Below are 13,841 nucleotides of genomic sequence, written 5' to 3' on the forward strand. Positions count from 1 at the left end.
CGACAAGCGGATATTATGCAATTGCGAAGCGCTTGCAATAAGGTAGAGTGAGGGCGATCCACACGAAAGGAATCGCATGCCTTCAAGCAAGCCCTCGTTCTCTGCCGCACAAGCCACGATAGCCGCACTCGCCAGACCGGCGCGGATTGACGATCACGGCCCGATCGCTGCCCGCTTTCTCTATTCGCTGCGACTGATTGCGCTGCATGAGCGGGTGAACCGCGATCCCATACCCGAGCTGACGCAGCGTCTTGGCAGCGTCGAAACCGCCGCCCGCTCGCTCGCACTGGCTCAGACCGTCAAGGCGACGTGGCCGGAAGACATCCGGATCGGTTGCTATTGCTGCCAGATGCTTACCCATGACGAGGCGACTATCGCCAAGATGATCGATTCCGCGTCGCAGCGGGAAAGGGCTGGCTTCGAAGGCGCGGTGCAGGGCCTCGTTCGGCACGACCGCATGCATCGCCTGTGGGACGGTGTGCTCGGTTTGATTGCCGCAGAGATGCGCTCACTCTGAATTCCTTGCGGGAGGCGGCGGCGCGTTCTAACGGCAAGCGCCATGACAACCACCCGTTTTGCCCCTTCGCCAACAGGCCGCCTGCACGTCGGCAATATCCGCACTGCGCTCCATAACTGGATGATCGCCGAGAAGTCCGGCGGTACGTTCGTTCTGCGCATCGACGACACCGACGCAGAGCGTTCGAAGGAAGAATATGTCGAGGCAATCCGCGCGGACCTCGCCTGGCTCGGGATCGAAGCGGATCGAGAAGAGCGCCAGTCCGAGCGGCTCGACGCCTACGAGGCCGCGTTCGAGCGGCTGCGCGAGGCAGGACGCATTTACCCCGCATATGAGACGCAGCAGGAGCTTGAGCTCAAGCGTAAGGTGCTGCTCGGGCGCGGAAAGCCGCCGATCTATGATCGCGGTGCTCTCGAGCTAACAGACGAAGAACTCGCGGCGAAGGAAGCGCAGGGCATCGCTCCGCACTGGCGCTTCAAACTCGACCACGACCAGCCGATCGCGTGGGAAGATGGCGTTCGCGGCAAGCAGAAATTCGATCCCGCACAGCTGTCCGATCCCGTCATCCGCCGCGCCGACAGCTCGTGGCTCTACATGTTGCCGAGCACGGTGGACGACATCGACATGGGCATCACGCAGGTGCTGCGCGGCGAGGACCACGTCTCCAACACGGCGGTTCAAATTCAGATGTTCACCGCCATGGGCGCCGAGCCACCCGCCTTTGCGCACGAGGCACTGCTGGTGGGCAAGGAAGGCAAGCTGTCGAAGCGTCTCGGTTCGCTCGGCTGCGATGCGTTTCGTGAGCGCGGGATCGAGCCTGGAGCGATCATTGCGCTTCTCGCCCGCCTCGGCACTTCGCTCCCGGTGGAGCCGATTGCCGAGCGCTCCAGACTGCTCGACACCTTTGACCTGTCCACCTTCGGCCGCGCACCTGCGAAATTCGACGATGCCGAGCTCGAGCGGGTTAACACCGCGATGGTGCACGCCATGCCTTATGACGCGGTGAAGGACCGCCTCCCCGAGGGCATGGACGAGGCTGGCTGGCACGCGGTTCAGCCCAATGTCTCGACCGTGAGCGAGGTGGGCGAGTGGTGGCGGCTCGTTACCGGACCCATCGAACAGCCAGAGTTCAACGATGAAGACCGTGCTTATCTTGCCGATGCTGCACAGGCGCTGGATTGGGGCGATGATCCTTGGAGTGCACTCACATCTGCGCTCAAGGAAAAGACCGGGCGCAAGGGCAAGGCGCTGTTCCTCCCGCTGCGTCAGGCGCTAACCGGTATGAACCACGGACCGGACATGGGGGAGTTGCTGCCGTTGATAGGCGAAGATGAAGCGCGCGCGCGGCTGGAGTGCGCTGGGGGCTAAGCAAGCGTAAGCGCTACCAAATCGGAACAGGCTCCAAGCTCCATGCGTTGATGGGGCAATGATCAAATCTGTGCGCACGAGGCCTTGATGGCCAACCCGCTGATCCCGAACCTTTCGAGCCTCAAGGGCTACGAGGGCAAGACCGCGCTTGCCGATGCGATTGCGGGAACGATCCTCGCGATCCTGCTGGTTCCGCAGGCGATGGCCTACGCGCAACTCGCCGGGCTTCCCCCTCAAGCAGGGCTCTACGCTGCGCTCGTCCCGCCGGTGCTCTACCTACTTTTCGGGACCAGCCCGTTCGTGTCGGTCGGCCCGGTCGCGCTCATCTCGCTCGTCATTGCCGAAGCGGCAAGCGGGACAGACGTCGAAGTGATCGAAGCTGCGGCGATTGTCGGGATCGAGGCGGGGATCATCCTCGCAGCCATCGGCGCGTTGCGGCTTGGAAGGTTGGTCAACTTCATCAGCGAGCCGGTGCTGCTCGGTTTCACGGCGGCTGTGGCTATCCTGATCTTCACAAGCCAGCTTCCGACCCTAATCGGCACAAATCCCGAGCGCGCCGGCAACCTGCCCGACGCGCTTGCGGCTATGTGGTCCGTGCTTCCGCAATGGAATGTGACGACGGCTGCGATTGGCGCGACGGCGCTTGCCCTCTTACTGTTGTTCGACTGGCTTGCCGCGCCCGCGCTCTGGAAAATCGGTGTGCGCCCGCCATGGCGGCAGGCCATTGCAAAGTCGCTCCCGTTGCTGGTGGTGGTCGGATGCGCAATTGCAGCGAGCTACGTCAGCGCCGATGTCGCCCGCGTCTCGCCACCGTCGGGCGAGTTGCCGAGGCTCACCATGCCCCCGCTCGACCCGCAGCTCTGGCTGAAATTTGCTCCGAGCGCGCTTGCCGTGGCGGTGGTCATTTTTGCTACGGCTACCGCAGTGGCAAAGTCGCTGGCCGGCAGCGACCGGTCACGGCTCGACACGAGCCGCGAGGCGGTTGCGCTGGGTCTCGGCAATATCGGTGCCTCGCTCACCGGCGGTTATGCGGTGAGCGCGAGCCTCAGCCGCTCGGCACTGGTCGAGGACAGCGGCGGCAAGACGCCGATTGCACACGTGATCGGCGCGGCGTTGGTGCTGGCGGTCATCCTGTTCTTCGCGCCAATCCTTGCATACCTTCCTGAAACGGCGCTTGCCGCGCTGGTGATCAGTGCGGTGTTCGGCCTCATCAAACCTGGCGAGATGAAAAAGGTGTGGCAGCACGACCGGCTTGAGGGCGTGGTCATCGCGATCACGTTCGCCGCGACATTGCTGCTCGGCGTGATGCTCGGCCTCGCGGTGGGGGCGCTGGCGGGGCTTGCGCATCATCTCTGGATATCCTCGCTTCCCCGAGTAACGCGCGTCGATACCAATGACGGGGGACGCAGCTTCCGCTCGATCGAGCGTGACGAGATGGACTTAAGGACGCTGCCGATCCTCATCCTGCGCATCGACCGTTCGCTGTTTTTTGCAAACGCGGCATTTGTCGAGGACGAGTTCTTCCGCCTGCTCGGCGAGCATGACGAGGTGACGTGCCTGGTGATCGACATGCGCGCGGTGAATGCGGTCGATGCGAGCGGGGCGGCCATGATGCAGCGCCTGACCGAGCGTGTGCACAGCCAGGGGACCGCGATCCACTTCGCCGCCGTCCACGAGCCGGTGCGAGAGCGCCTCACGCGTCTCGACTCCAACAAATGCCATTTCCACCGCACGGTTGGCGACGCGATGGAGAGCTGCGGTTCGCCTCAGGACGAACCCATTGCGCCTAGCTAGCGGTTACTTCCGGTGCTTCTCAAGCTCGTCACCAGCAAGCGTGACGACGTGAAGCAGGTTGGTTGCGCCCGGTGTGCCGAAGGGGACGCCTGCAAGCACCACCTGTTTCGATCCAGCCGTTCCGAACCCGTGGCGCAAAGCCATGCGCTTGCCCTTGGCAATCATCTCTTCGAAGCTGCCGATGTCGCGGGTGACCACCGCATGTGCGCCCCACAGGAGCGCCACCCGGCGGGCCGTGCGCATACTCGGGGTGAGGACCAGCATCGGCGTGCCGGGCCGCTCGCGTGCGACGCGGCGCGCAGTGGAGCCTGAGGAGGTGAAAACTGTGATCGCGCTGATCGGGACGGTGTCGGCGATGGTCATGCACGAATGCGCCAGCGCGTCCGAAGTCGTTGCATCGGGCGGCGTGTCGAGCATGCGGATGCGCTCGCGATAGCCCTCGTCGCGCTCCACCTGTGCTGCGATTTTGTGCATCATGGTGACCGATTCCTCGGGCCAGTCTCCGGCTGCGCTTTCCGCGCTCAGCATCACGGCGTCCGCCCCGTCATAGACCGCGTTGGCAACGTCGGAGACTTCGGCGCGGGTCGGCATGGGGCTTTCGATCATGCTTTCGAGCATCTGCGTGGCTACGATCACCGGTTTACCGGCACTGCGGCTGGCAGCGACGATGCGCTTCTGTAGCGGCGGGACTTCATGCGGCTCAAGCTCGACGCCAAGGTCGCCGCGCGCGACCATGATCGCATCGGACAGCTCGATAATTTCTTCGAGCCGCCCGATTGCCTGCGGCTTTTCGATCTTGGCACACAGGGCAGGGCAATGGCCCCCGGCCGCGTGCGACGCGATCAGTTTGCGCGCTTCAGCGAGGTCAGCGGGGCGCTGGACGAAGCTGAGAGCGATCCAGTCGACACCCTGTTCGACCGCGAAGGCGAGATCTTTCTTGTCCTTGTCCGTCAGCGCCGGGATCGGAACCTCGGCATCGGGCACATTCACGCCTTTGCGGTCCGAGATCACCCCGCCAACCTCGGCGGTGCAGAAGATCTTGTCCTCGTCTGCTTCCTTCACCACGAGGCGGATCTTCCCGTCATTGATGAGCAGACGCTGCCCACGCTCGAGGATGCCGAACAGTTCGGCATGGGGAAGGCAGACACGGGTCTCGTCGCCCGGCGTGTCATCCCGGTCGAGCGTGAAATGCCCCGAATGGCGAAGCACCGCCTGACCGTCCTTGAACGGCCCGACGCGCAGTTTGGGCCCCTGAAGGTCGGCGAGGATCGCGATCGGGCGAGCGAATTCCTTTTCCAGCGCGCGAATAGAGGCAATGGCCTTTGCATGATCGGCATGCTCGCCGTGGCTCATGTTCACTCGGAACGCGTCGGCGCCAGCCTTGAACAGCTTGCGCAGCATTTCGGGTGAGCGGCTGGCCGGGCCGATCGTCGCCAGAATCTTGACCTTGCGACCGCGCGGGTCGATCCGAGTGTTATCGCGTTTTGACATGGTATTCCTGATCCCGTTTGCGCTGCTATGACACAGTATAATTGCAACTCAAGGAAAAGCCCGATGACCGATCAAACTGACCCGCTCGACAGCCTCGACGATGAAGTGGCCGCTGCTGCGTTTCGGCGGCTGGTGCGCCACCTTCGCCATCGTCACGATGCGCAGAATATCGAGCTGATGGGGCTTGCCGGGTTCTGCCGCAATTGCCTTGCCGACTGGATTCGCGATGCAGGCTACGACGGCGACAAGGCGCAGGCGCGCGAGCTCATTCACGGCATGCCGATGGACGAGTGGAAGGCGACCAAGCAGCAGCCAGCAACGCAGGAACAGATCGAGGCGATGGAAAAGAGCCTGACGAAGAACCGCGCGGATTTGCGCTAGGTCCTGGCTCCTGTCTTCGCGTTGGGCTGAGGCGGCTCGACATAATCGGCGCCTTCAAGGTGGAAGAGTTCGACCTCGCCATATTTCTTGGGCAGCAGCACACGCCCGACAGAGGTGAACTTGCAATCCTGGCAGTCGGCCATCAGCAGGGCAGCGGCGAAACTCTCGGTGCAATAGACGCCGCCCACGGGCGTCACCGGCTCGATCCGCGCCGTGCGATTGACTTCGCCACCATACCACAGCCGGTTGCCGGTGATGCGGTCGGTGCCGACCCAGATCGGGCCGTAATGCAGGCCCAGCCGCATGCCAGCTACGGCGCCTGACGGGATAAGACCCCTTGGCAGGTCAGCGAGCACTTCCTGCAATTTCAGCGCAATGGCAGCGGCGGTTTTGGGCTCATCGACAATCGCATAGATCGCATCGCCCCATGTGTTGCGAAACTCTACATGGTCGCCGAATGAATGGAGCACCTCTGCGATGCGTCCCATCACGATGTCCATGAATCCGGGCATCTCCCGCTCGCCAATGCGTGAGAAGCCCTTGTAATCGGCAAAGATGATCGAGCGGATTTCGCGCTTGGTCCCGTTACCGACTTTTGGCCTGTTGGGGAAGCGCAGCTCGCGCGGGACGGGCCCTGCCGGGATCGCAACCGTTTCGCGGCCCAGTGATTGCCAAAGCTTCATATCCGCCTTGGTCCCGGCAATTCCGGTGGTCGAGAAGCTCGCAAAACTGTCGGAAACGACCGCGATCTGGAAAGCTTCGCACTGCCGCTTTTGCGAACGCAGGATCGCAAGGCCCATCGCGTAGAGCGTGTTGTAGGCAAACTGATTATCGTCGCCGACATAGTCGCCCGGCGTTGCAAAGTTGATCGAGGTCGCCGCGTTGCGACAGGTGTAATACCGCTCAAGCCAGTCCTGCCCGCCGCACAGCACGCTTTCGGCGATGAAATCCTCCTCGCTGAACGGGAGGACCACATTAAGCTCGGCCCCGCGCGCGAGCAGGCTTTCGGCGATCACGATGTCCGCCCCGCATGCAAGCGGGCCATAACCCACCGTGATGTCGAGCGTGTCGAGCTGTTCGCGCACGCGCTTTTTCAGCTCTTCTTCGGCCTCGCTTCCGGTGTTGAACATGTGACCGCAGAAGACGGCGACGTTCCCGCCCTTGCTGGTTTCTGGCTTGGGCGCGGTGAGCTTTTCTCCGGTCACGATGCGCCGCATCCTTCGCCGGCACAACCGCCCGCGAACTTACCTGAGCCTGTCAGCCATAGCCTTGTTTCCACGTGCGAGTTCCCCCTCCGCCGCGCCGTGTCGCTAGGCTCAGACACTACAGCAAGAGGGGCAGTGTGCAAGCTTGCGCAGCCAAAGCGGCCCGGACCGGTGGAGAAGCTGCGCATCCGTGCTTTGCACGCGGCGCTGGGCTGGTAAGTCCGACGGCCAAACCATTTCACTGATTCTCACAGGATACCCCCATGGCCGAAGCCACCGACGACCGCCTGCGCCTTCTGATCGAGCGCATCGAACGCCTTGAAGAAGAAAAGAAGGGCATCGCCGACGATATTCGCGACGTTTATGCCGAGGCAAAGGCCGTGGGCTACGACGTCAAGATCATGCGCCAGATCGTGCGCCTCAGAAAGATGAAGCCCGACGATCGCAGCGAGCAGGAAACGATCCTCGAAACCTACAAGGCTGCGCTCGGCATGGGTTGATCGGCGGTTGATATGACCGGCCAAAGTTGGCTGGTTTATCCGGCGTTCATTTTGGCGATTGCATGACGTCGCTTCCGGTTTCGGGGGGACGCATCCATGAAAACACTCGCTTTTTTCCGTTTGTCGCTCGCACTCGCGCTCGCGCTCGTGCTTCCGTTTGGCGTGGCACAGGCGCAGTCGGCTGAGCCGCCCCGTGATTCTGCGGTTGAGGGAGATATTCCCGCCTCCGCGCTGAGCGATGGCGAACTTGAAAGGCTGCGGACCTTCGCGCGCATCTACACCGTCGCGCGCTGGTTCCACCCGAGTGATGCGGCGCTGAAGGCCGACTGGGATGCGCTTGCCATCGAAGCGGTCCCGCAGGTCATCGCAGCATCTGGCGAGCGCGAGTTTGCCGAGGTGCTCGAAGTGGTCTTTGCCCCCGTTGTCGAGCATTTTGAAGCCTCGGCCGAGCCGCTTGGACCCTATGCCGGGCCAGCCAATGCGAATGGCCGCTGGCAGTGGTTTCACAACGGCTTTCAGGGGATGCGCCAATCGGGATACTCGAAGTTCCGGCGTGAGATCGGCACACTTGGAAGTGGCCCGATCTTTCACGAACAGCTGGGAGGGCTCCACGTTCGTTTCCCGCTAACCGGAGAGAAGCTGGGCGACGAACATCCCCCTACCGAGCCGCAAACTACGTTCAACGGTCGCCCCGAAGGTTGGACGCCAGCCGGGTTCGACCGCACCACGCGGATCGCCGCGACGATCATCGGTTGGGGAGTGCTCGACCAGTTCTATCCCTACTGGGACGTTGTCGATGTCGACTGGGACGCCAAGCTTGGCCGGCAATTGCAGCGGGCCGCTATGGCTGAGGACGACACGGCGTTCCACGACGCCTTGCGGCTCATGATGCATGAGATCGAGGACGGCCATGGCGGAGCGCAGCTGCGATGGCGCGAAATCGAGATTGCTCCTGTGGCGCTTCAATATGCAGAAGGTCAGGTGGTCGTTGCATGGGCGCGGCCCGAAACCGGTATTCCTTCAGGCAGCATCGTTTCTGCGATCGACGGAGTGGATACAGGTGAACTGATGCACCAATTCAAGTCGGAGCGCGCTTCGGGCAGCGAGCATTTCCGCACCATGCGGGCACTCGCCGTGATGATCGAAGGCGAGCCGGGCACGCGCGCTAATTTCTCGATAGTCGAGCCGGACGGAGCCGAGCGCGAGGTCGAGGTCGAGCGCGTTGCCTATACCCGTGAAAACTGGCCCATGCCGCCGCGCCCCGAGCCCGTGACCGAAGTCGAACCGGGTATCGTCTATGTCGACGTGAGCCGCATCACCGACGAAGAACTGATTGCAAATGTCGACTTGCTGGCCGGTGCGCAAGGGCTGATCTTCGACCTGCGCGGACGGCCCAAGGGCTCCCCTTTCTTCCTGTCGCACCTGACCGATGAGCTGGCCCTCTCGGCGCGGATGGAGCGTCCGGTGATCGAGCGGCCCGACCAGCAGGGCATGAGTTTTAGCGAAGGCGGCTGGCGGATGCAGCCGCTCCTGCCGCGCCTCACCAGCAACACTGTGTTTCTGAGCGACGCGACTGCGGCGAGCTATCCGGAATCGATCCTCGGCTTCGTGAAGGGCAACGCATTGGGCACGATTGTCGGTCAAGCCAGCGCCGGGGCGAACGGCAACGTCACGCTTGCCGGTTTGCCCGGAGGCTACCGCATCATGTTCACCGGAATGCGGGTCGTCAACCAGGATGGCAGCGTTCATCACAATATCGGGGTGGTCCCGGATGTACTCGTGGAGCCGACGATTGCCGGCCTTGAAGCAGGGCGTGATGAAATCCTCGAAGCGGGCCTTGCGCTGGTGCGCGATGGAGCGGCGCGACCTTGAATTTGCGGCAAAGTGTTATATCTATCTAACACACCAAAAAGAGGAGAGAATTGATGGCCGGACCTTGGGCAGATGCACGCGGCGTGATCGTGACGACAACCCCTTCGATCGAGGGCAAGCCAATCCAAGATTATTGCGGCATCGTGGTCGGCGAAGTGATCGTGGGCGCGAACCTCTTTCGCGATCTGTTCGCCAATATCCGCGATATCGTCGGCGGGCGCTCGGGCAGCTACGAACGCATTCTTTCCGATGCCCGCAATCAGGCAATCGAGGAATTGCAGGCCGAATGCGCCGCGCGCGGCGGCAATGCGGTGGTCGGGATCGACCTTGATTACGAGGTCATCGGCGACACCGGCTCGATGCTAATGGTCAGCGCCAGCGGGACAGCGGTGAAGGTTTAGGCCCCGAGGGTCGCCAGCGCCGCAATCGACAGCGCGGTCGCGTTGTGGGCCGCGTGCAGCAGGATCGCGGACCACAGTCCGATCCGCACTCTCACATAACCAAGCAGCATGCCGAGAATGAACTGCGGCAGCACCAGCGGCAGAAGGATCGCGAGCGAGCCTTCCTCGAAGTTCCAAAGGTGAACCAGCGCAAAGGCAACCGTGCTGAGCCAGAAGAAGACGGGGAACGCGAAGGCGAACCAGCCGAATGGCGGTCGGTTGCGAAGTCGGAATGCAAGGCCGATCGCGGCAGCAATTCCGATCACCGGAGCGGCGAGGCCGAGCATCGGACTGGTTTGGTGCGCCACGCCAAAGCCCACCGCGCCAAGGATCACGGCAAGAAGAGCGTAAATGTGCGCTGGCTTGCCCGACAGCCAGCCGCGAAAGAATATCTCCTCCAGCACCGGCGCGCCGATCACGATCGACAGTATGACAAGCGGCGTAAACTCGATCCCCGCAAGCGCGGTCGCCGGGATGTAGATACCCGCCGCCACCGCGATGGTGGCCAGCGTGATGAGCACCGCCATCGCCGCCACATCAAGCGTGTAGATGCGGGCGAGCACCTTGAACGGCTGGGATTGCTCGGCATTCACGCCGAGCGAAGGGCGCTTCAGAAACGCACCGAGGCGCTGCCATTCGCCTCTCATCGTGTCGGCGGGCGCGATCAGGACGCGGGCGGGCGTCACAGGACTTGTCGGATAATCGTTCATCGGTCTAATGCGAGCACCATATTTCGCTGATTCCAGCCAACCAGAAGAGTATCCATGGCAGGCCATTCCAAATTCAAGAATATCATGCACCGCAAAGGTGCACAGGATAAGAAGCGTTCCAACCTTTTCAGCAAGCTGAGCCGTGAAATTACGGTTGCTGCCAAGATGGGTGCGCCCGACCCCGATATGAACCCTCGCCTGCGCCTCGCGATCAACACCGCGAAGGGGCAGTCAATGCCCAAGGACAATATCCAGCGCGCGATCGACAAGGCGAGCGCAGCCGATGGCGAGAACTACGAAGAGGTCCGCTACGAAGGTTACGGTCCCGGCGGCAGCGCCATCATTGTCGAGGCGCTGACCGACAACCGCAACCGCACTGCCACGGCCGTTCGCACCGCTTTCAGCAAGAACGGCGGCAATCTCGGCACCGAAGGTTCGGTCGCCCACGGTTTCGAGCGTGTCGGCTATATCGAATACGGTGCCGATGCGGGCGACGAGGAGAAAGTTCTCGAAGCCGCTCTTGAAGCGGGCGCGGAAGACATTGCATCGTCCGACGACGGCCACGAAATCTGGACCGCTGCCGAAGACCTCCACGAAGTGTCCTCGAACCTTGAAAAGGCTCTTGGCGAGGCGAAGGAAGTCAAGCTTGCGTGGAAGCCAAACCTCACCGTTGAGATGGACGAGAAAGGCGCTGGCACGCTTCTCAAGCTGATCGACGCGCTCGAAGACGATGACGACGTGCAGACCGTCTGGGGCAATTACGAGATCAGCGACGAAGTCATGGAGAAGCTCGACGCGTAAGTCGGCTCATGACGTGGCGCGAGTGGCTCTATGCTCTGATGCTGGGCGGCGCGTTCCTGCTCGCGATTGCGTGGCGGCTTGGCTGGATGGTTGGGCTTTAGCCGCGTGATAATTCTCGGCCTCGATCCTTCGCTCACCTGCACAGGCTGGGGCCTGATCCGTGCTGAAGGTTCGCGCCTGTCGCATATCGCCAACGGTCAGATAAAGACCAACACCAAGGCCCCGATGGCCGAGCGACTTGCAGCGCTGTCGGGCGGCATCGCCGAGGTGATCGCCGCTCACAGGCCAGAGCGCGCAGCGTGCGAAGAGGTCTTCGTCAACGAGAACCCTAAGTCGACGCTCAAGCTCGCGCAGGCCCGCGGCGCGGTGCTGGCGGCTTGCGGCGCGGCAGGGCTAAGTGTCAACGAACACGCGGCGCGGCTGGTGAAGAAGGCAACCGTCGGTACGGGCGCTGCGGACAAGAGCCAGGTTGCCGCCATGATCAAGGTGCTGCTGCCGGGTGTCGAGCTTGCAGGAAGCGATGCTGCCGATGCGCTCGCGGTCGCGATTGCCGACGCGCATCTCGCCCCCAAACGATAAGGACGCCACGAATGACAACCCACCTCTACGGCATTCCCAATTGCGACACGGTCAAGAAGGCACGCAAATGGCTCGAGGCCAATGACCACGATTACACCTTCCACGATTACAAGAAGGAAGGCGCGGATGCCGACAAGCTCGCCACTTGGATCGAGACGAAGGGCGTCGACACCGTGCTCAACAAGCGCGGCACGACCTATCGCAAGCTGAGCGAAGAAGAGAAGGCCGATGCGGCTGACAGTCACAAGGCTGTCGCTTTGCTGGTTCAGCACCCCTCCATGATCAAGCGGCCAGTTGTCGAGCACTCAAACGGTATTCTGGTCGGTTTCAAGGAAAACGAATGGTCCGCAGCATTATCCTGAGCGCGCTCGCAGCTGCGCTTCTCATTCCCGCACCCGCCTTTGCCCAGAACGACCCGCTGATCATCGCGCATCGCGGGTCGAGCGGCGAACGCCCTGAGCACACGCTGGCCGCTTATGAGCTCGCGATCGACCAGGGCGCCGATTTCGTCGAGCCGGATCTGGTGGTGACAAAAGACCTCGTTCTTGTTGCTCGCCATGAAAACGAGCTTTCGGGCACCACCGATGTCGCCAGCCGCGAAGAATTCGAGCATCTGCGCCGCGAAAAGACCATCGACGGTCGCCGCGTCGCAGGCTGGTTCGCGGAGGACTTCACACTCGCCGAATTGCGCACCCTGCGCGCGCGTGAGCGGGTCGGGAACATCCGCCCGGCCAATACGCAATATAACGGGCTCTATCAGGTCCCGACCTTTGCCGAAGTCGTGCAATTGGTCCGGGCAAAGGAAGCGGAGACCGGCCGCAGCATCGGTCTGTACCCAGAGCTCAAGCATCCAAATTTCCTGCTCGAAGCCGAAGGGATCGACGTGGTCGATCTCGTGCTGCGCGAATTGCGCAATCTCGACATTGGGGCGGATCAGAAACTGATAATCCAGTGTTTTGAGGTCGGCCCTCTGCGCCGCCTCAACCAGCGCAGCGACTATCACCTTGCGCAGTTGATCCATCCCGAAGGAGGTCCGGTGGACGAGCCTACGATGCGCTACGCTGAAATGGTGACGGCGAGCGGCCTTGCCGAAGTGGCGGAGTATGCAGACGGGATCGGACCATGGCTCGGCTATGTACTTGATCCAGAAACGATGGCCGAGACGACGCTGGTCGCCGATGCGCGCGCTGCGGGACTGAAGGTCCACCCTTGGACGCTTCGCAAGGAAAACGGCTTCCTTCCAGCGAGCCTTCAGGGCGAGGGCGGTCCGTCGGATGATGGACAATACGAAATGCTCTGGCGCGCCGCGATCGCGAGCGGTGCGGACGGCTTCTTCGTCGACAACGTGAAGGAATTCGTCGAGCTTCTGGATGAAGGCACGAACGAGTCCGGTTTTTAAACCCGCCGCGCGCTTACGATGTAATTGAGGCTCTCATCGTCTGACAGGTGCAGGCCCTTGCCCGGACGCCATGCGATGCCTTGGCGCTTGGTGACCTCGAAGCCGAAATCCGACAGCATCACGTCGAGCTCCTCAGGCATGATGAAATCGTCCCAGTGGTGCGTGCCCTTGGGGACGTAGCCCACGGCCTCCGCCGCGCCGACGAGCAGCAGGCGCGAAGCGGTCGTGCGGTTGGGGGTGGAGATGACCAGCAGTCCCCCCGGTGCAACACGCTGCGTCACATCGCTCAGGAATGCTTCCTTGTCCGCGACATGCTCGATCACTTCCAGTGCGGTGACGAGATCGAATGTCCCGATATCCAGCCCTGCGACCTCGCCTGCCATGTAGCGAATGTCGAGCCCGCTTGCCTCGGCATGGGCGCTGGCGGCTGCGACATTGTCGGCGGCTGCATCGACGCCAGTGACCTCCGCGCCCAGCCGTGCGAGCGGCTCGCACACGAGGCCTGCGCCGCATCCGATATCGAGCGCGCTCTTGCCCTTGAGCGGGCGTATGTTGCGCTCGTCGCCGCCCCAATGCGCGTCGATGGCGGATCGAATGAAGCCGAGCCGCACCGGGTTCACTTCGTGCAGGCTGGCCATTTTGCCTTTGGGGTTCCACCAGTCCTTGGCCAGATCGGCGAAGAAAGCGGCCTCTTCCGGGCGGATGGTTACATTCGATACGTTTGCGTTTCCCATTCACCCCCGTTAGCAGCGCCAATTCGAACACACCACTGTCACCTCACTCA

15 protein-coding genes are annotated in these 13,841 nt (G+C 62.4%); 11 read left to right on the top strand and 4 right to left on the bottom strand.

Going from position 1 to position 13,841, the window contains the following annotated elements; all coding sequences use genetic code 11:
* Positions 1-76 precede the first annotated feature (76 nt).
* The 3 genes from AC0V6T_RS15695 to AC0V6T_RS15705 all read left to right on the top strand — a co-directional run bounded on the left by AC0V6T_RS15695 (position 77) and on the right by AC0V6T_RS15705 (position 3,679).
* A complete protein-coding gene (locus AC0V6T_RS15695; RefSeq protein ID WP_486128405.1) occupies positions 77-517 on the top strand; it encodes a DNA-directed RNA polymerase subunit beta' in 441 nt (146 codons plus the stop codon).
* Between the two features lie 42 nt (positions 518-559).
* The gene (gltX, locus tag AC0V6T_RS15700; RefSeq protein WP_486128407.1) at positions 560-1,885 is read left to right on the top strand and encodes a glutamate--tRNA ligase; all 1,326 of its coding nucleotides are present in this window, start codon (positions 560-562) and stop codon (positions 1,883-1,885) included.
* Between the two features lie 87 nt (positions 1,886-1,972).
* Positions 1,973-3,679: a SulP family inorganic anion transporter gene (locus AC0V6T_RS15705; protein ID WP_486128409.1), complete on the top strand. Its 1,707-nt coding sequence runs from the start codon at positions 1,973-1,975 to the stop codon at positions 3,677-3,679.
* A gap of 3 nt (positions 3,680-3,682) precedes the next feature.
* Here AC0V6T_RS15705 and pyk read toward each other — a convergent pair whose 3' ends face one another.
* Positions 3,683-5,170: a pyruvate kinase gene (gene pyk / locus AC0V6T_RS15710; RefSeq protein WP_486128411.1), complete on the bottom strand. Its 1,488-nt coding sequence runs from the start codon at positions 5,168-5,170 to the stop codon at positions 3,683-3,685.
* A gap of 63 nt (positions 5,171-5,233) precedes the next feature.
* Between pyk and AC0V6T_RS15715 the strand changes: the two genes are divergently transcribed.
* Entirely contained in the window at positions 5,234-5,551 is a 318-nt protein-coding gene (locus tag AC0V6T_RS15715; protein WP_486128413.1) for a DUF1244 domain-containing protein, read from the top strand.
* Here AC0V6T_RS15715 and AC0V6T_RS15720 read toward each other — a convergent pair.
* A complete protein-coding gene (locus AC0V6T_RS15720) occupies positions 5,548-6,756 on the bottom strand; it encodes an adenylate/guanylate cyclase domain-containing protein (RefSeq protein WP_486128415.1) in 1,209 nt (402 codons plus the stop codon). The two genes, AC0V6T_RS15715 and AC0V6T_RS15720, sit on opposite strands and share 4 nt — an antisense overlap.
* Before the next feature lie 263 nt (positions 6,757-7,019).
* On the opposite strand from AC0V6T_RS15720, the gene AC0V6T_RS15725 reads away from it, so the two are divergent.
* From AC0V6T_RS15725 to AC0V6T_RS15735, 3 genes are all read left to right on the top strand, one after another.
* Entirely contained in the window at positions 7,020-7,256 is a 237-nt protein-coding gene (locus AC0V6T_RS15725; protein WP_007165461.1) for a DUF2312 domain-containing protein, read from the top strand.
* A gap of 96 nt (positions 7,257-7,352) precedes the next feature.
* A complete protein-coding gene (locus AC0V6T_RS15730; RefSeq protein WP_486128417.1) occupies positions 7,353-9,128 on the top strand; it encodes a S41 family peptidase in 1,776 nt (591 codons plus the stop codon).
* Between the two features lie 83 nt (positions 9,129-9,211).
* Positions 9,212-9,529 (top strand): heavy metal-binding domain-containing protein, encoded by a 318-nt coding sequence (locus AC0V6T_RS15735; RefSeq protein ID WP_007165459.1) that lies wholly within the window; start codon positions 9,212-9,214, stop codon positions 9,527-9,529.
* Here the strand turns inward: AC0V6T_RS15735 and AC0V6T_RS15740 are convergent.
* Positions 9,526-10,278 carry a CPBP family glutamic-type intramembrane protease gene (locus tag AC0V6T_RS15740; RefSeq protein ID WP_486128419.1) on the bottom strand — a complete coding sequence of 251 codons (753 nt, stop codon included), beginning with the start codon at positions 10,276-10,278 and terminating at the stop codon, positions 9,526-9,528. The two genes, AC0V6T_RS15735 and AC0V6T_RS15740, sit on opposite strands and share 4 nt — an antisense overlap.
* 54 nt (positions 10,279-10,332) lie before the next feature.
* Here AC0V6T_RS15740 and AC0V6T_RS15745 point away from each other — a divergent pair, with 54 nt between their 5' ends.
* The 4 genes from AC0V6T_RS15745 to AC0V6T_RS15760 all read left to right on the top strand — a co-directional run bounded on the left by AC0V6T_RS15745 (position 10,333) and on the right by AC0V6T_RS15760 (position 13,057).
* A complete protein-coding gene (locus AC0V6T_RS15745; RefSeq protein WP_007165457.1) occupies positions 10,333-11,079 on the top strand; it encodes a YebC/PmpR family DNA-binding transcriptional regulator in 747 nt (248 codons plus the stop codon).
* Between the two features lie 105 nt (positions 11,080-11,184).
* Positions 11,185-11,658 (top strand): crossover junction endodeoxyribonuclease RuvC, encoded by a 474-nt coding sequence (ruvC, locus tag AC0V6T_RS15750; RefSeq protein ID WP_486128421.1) that lies wholly within the window; start codon positions 11,185-11,187, stop codon positions 11,656-11,658.
* 11 nt (positions 11,659-11,669) lie between these two features.
* The gene (locus AC0V6T_RS15755) at positions 11,670-12,020 is read left to right on the top strand and encodes an ArsC family reductase (protein WP_486128423.1); all 351 of its coding nucleotides are present in this window, start codon (positions 11,670-11,672) and stop codon (positions 12,018-12,020) included.
* A complete protein-coding gene (locus AC0V6T_RS15760) occupies positions 11,999-13,057 on the top strand; it encodes a glycerophosphodiester phosphodiesterase family protein (RefSeq protein WP_486128425.1) in 1,059 nt (352 codons plus the stop codon). Before AC0V6T_RS15755 ends, AC0V6T_RS15760 begins: the two co-directional genes overlap by 22 nt.
* Here the strand turns inward: AC0V6T_RS15760 and ubiG are convergent.
* Entirely contained in the window at positions 13,054-13,791 is a 738-nt protein-coding gene (gene ubiG, locus AC0V6T_RS15765; protein ID WP_007165451.1) for a bifunctional 2-polyprenyl-6-hydroxyphenol methylase/3-demethylubiquinol 3-O-methyltransferase UbiG, read from the bottom strand. The genes AC0V6T_RS15760 and ubiG overlap by 4 nt on opposite strands.
* Positions 13,792-13,841 lie beyond the last annotated feature (50 nt).

This window comes from Erythrobacter sp. S158, assembly GCF_057364915.1.

Bases quoted from the DNA above. Each gene is read 5' to 3' on its own strand.
- AC0V6T_RS15760 (WP_486128425.1), top strand. From the start codon at position 11,999: ATGGTCCGCAGCATTATCCTGAGCGCGCTCGCAGCTGCGCTTCTCATT.
- AC0V6T_RS15745 (WP_007165457.1), top strand. From the start codon at position 10,333: ATGGCAGGCCATTCCAAATTCAAGAATATCATGCACCGCAAAGGTGCA.
- gltX (WP_486128407.1), top strand. From the start codon at position 560: ATGACAACCACCCGTTTTGCCCCTTCGCCAACAGGCCGCCTGCACGTC.
- AC0V6T_RS15725 (WP_007165461.1), top strand. From the start codon at position 7,020: ATGGCCGAAGCCACCGACGACCGCCTGCGCCTTCTGATCGAGCGCATC.
- AC0V6T_RS15730 (WP_486128417.1), top strand. From the start codon at position 7,353: ATGAAAACACTCGCTTTTTTCCGTTTGTCGCTCGCACTCGCGCTCGCG.
- ubiG (WP_007165451.1), bottom strand. From the start codon at position 13,791: ATGGGAAACGCAAACGTATCGAATGTAACCATCCGCCCGGAAGAGGCC.
- AC0V6T_RS15695 (WP_486128405.1), top strand. From the start codon at position 77: ATGCCTTCAAGCAAGCCCTCGTTCTCTGCCGCACAAGCCACGATAGCC.
- AC0V6T_RS15715 (WP_486128413.1), top strand. From the start codon at position 5,234: ATGACCGATCAAACTGACCCGCTCGACAGCCTCGACGATGAAGTGGCC.
- AC0V6T_RS15755 (WP_486128423.1), top strand. From the start codon at position 11,670: ATGACAACCCACCTCTACGGCATTCCCAATTGCGACACGGTCAAGAAG.
- AC0V6T_RS15705 (WP_486128409.1), top strand. From the start codon at position 1,973: ATGGCCAACCCGCTGATCCCGAACCTTTCGAGCCTCAAGGGCTACGAG.
- pyk (WP_486128411.1), bottom strand. From the start codon at position 5,170: ATGTCAAAACGCGATAACACTCGGATCGACCCGCGCGGTCGCAAGGTC.
- AC0V6T_RS15740 (WP_486128419.1), bottom strand. From the start codon at position 10,278: ATGAACGATTATCCGACAAGTCCTGTGACGCCCGCCCGCGTCCTGATC.